Genomic DNA, 1,549 nt, shown 5'->3' with positions numbered 1-1,549 from the left:
GGAGCGCCGACGTCGACGGCGCGACGGCGAGCGGCTGGAACTCGGCGACGGGCGGCGCGATGCCGGAAGCCGGCGCGGACGCCGCAGGGGCATCCGGGATCACGATGCCGCCGGCCGAGAGGCGCCGGGCCGACTCCGCCGGGTCGATGAAGTCGAGGGGCGCGTGGTCGCCGAGCGGCACGACCGAGTGCAGCACGGTCGTCGGGTACACGTGGACGAGGTTGAAGGCGCGAGCCCCGTCCCATCCGCGCGTGCCGCCAGTCGGCACCGTGAGGTCCTGCGTGTAGCAGCTCGCCGACGCGACCGAGACCGGGATGCCCGCGAACGCCGCGGTCGAGGAGTAGTGCAGGTGCCCGGCGATGATCGAGCGGATGTCGCTGCCCGCGACCACCTCGGCGAGCGCGGGCTGGTCGCGGAGCTCGACCGACACGGCGAGGTCGAGCACGCTCGGCACGGGCGGGTGGTGCATCGCGAGGATCGTGCCGTGCGGTGCCGGGATGGCGAGCTCCTCGGCCAGCCAGTCGAGCTGGTCGCCCGAGAGCTCGCCGTGGTGATGGCCGGGCACCGTCGAGTCGAGCGTGATCACGCGCAGCCCGTCGACGTCGTCGACGCGGTCGACCGGCCGCTGCCCGCCGATGCCGTCGCCGAGCAGGCCGCGCCGGAACGCGTCGCGCTCGTCGTGGTTGCCCATGACCCAGATGACGCGCGTGCCGAGCCTGGCCGCGACCGGGTCGACGATGCGCCGGATCAGCTCGTACGCCTCGGGCTCGCCGCGGTCGGCGAGGTCCCCGGTGAACACGATGGCGTCGGGACGCCCGCCGGACGCCTCGAACTGCTCGAAGAGCTCCTTCAGGTGCCGGTCGGCCGCGACGCGATCGTAGAGCCGCCCGCCTCCGGCGAGCAGGTGCGTGTCGCTGACGTGGAGGAGGAAGTGCGACGGCCGAGGGTGCTCGGCCTGCCGGGTGCTCACGTGGGCTCCGATCGTTGCGAGGTGCGTCCGGGTGGACACGACGCTAGCGCACCACACCGATCCGAACGCCCGGTGACTGCGGAGTGTGACGGAGCTGAACGGGACGAGCGGCGCGACGGAGCTCGGGCGGTCAGTCCTTCGTCTTGTCGGGTCGGTTCTCGGCGCCGGGCGGATCCGGCCGGCCGTTGCCGTTCGACTCCTCGGTCGGCTCAGGGGCGGTCGTCGGCGCGACGTCCGTCGTCGGCTCCGGCTCGATCGGCGCGTCGTCGGCCGGAACGCTCGGGGCGGGCGTCGTGGGCGTCGCCGGTGCGGTCGGCGGCGCGGTCGTCGCCGTCGGCGACCCGGTGACGGGACTCGGCATCACGAACTCCGAGCTCGGTCGCGGCCCAGCGTCGTCGTCGACCGATCCGCCGCCCTCGGCGACCGGAGGCTGGGAGATCATCGCGGCGGTCGTGGCGAACGCCGCGCCGGACACGACGAGCGCGCCCGCGATGAGCACGAGCAGTCGGTGCGCGGAGACCCAGGGCAGCACGGGCCCGGCACGGAACCGCGCGATCGCGCCGGCGACGGCGGCGAGTG

1 protein-coding gene and 1 pseudogene are annotated in these 1,549 nt (G+C 74.4%); both read right to left on the bottom strand.

Going from position 1 to position 1,549, the window contains the following annotated elements; genetic code table 11:
* Positions 1–970: phosphodiesterase (locus ESO86_RS16720; protein WP_165308217.1), on the bottom strand; the 970-nt coding region annotated here is incomplete at its 3' end.
* Between the two features lie 130 nt (positions 971–1,100).
* Positions 1,101–1,549: pseudogene (locus ESO86_RS19385) on the bottom strand (hypothetical protein); the annotation flags it as partial.

It is taken from the genome of Agromyces binzhouensis, from assembly GCF_004135055.1.
GTDB classification, from domain to species: domain Bacteria; phylum Actinomycetota; class Actinomycetes; order Actinomycetales; family Microbacteriaceae; genus Agromyces; species Agromyces binzhouensis.
Note: the sequence above shows the minus strand (reverse complement) of the source record. Positions and strands in the feature narration are given on the sequence as shown.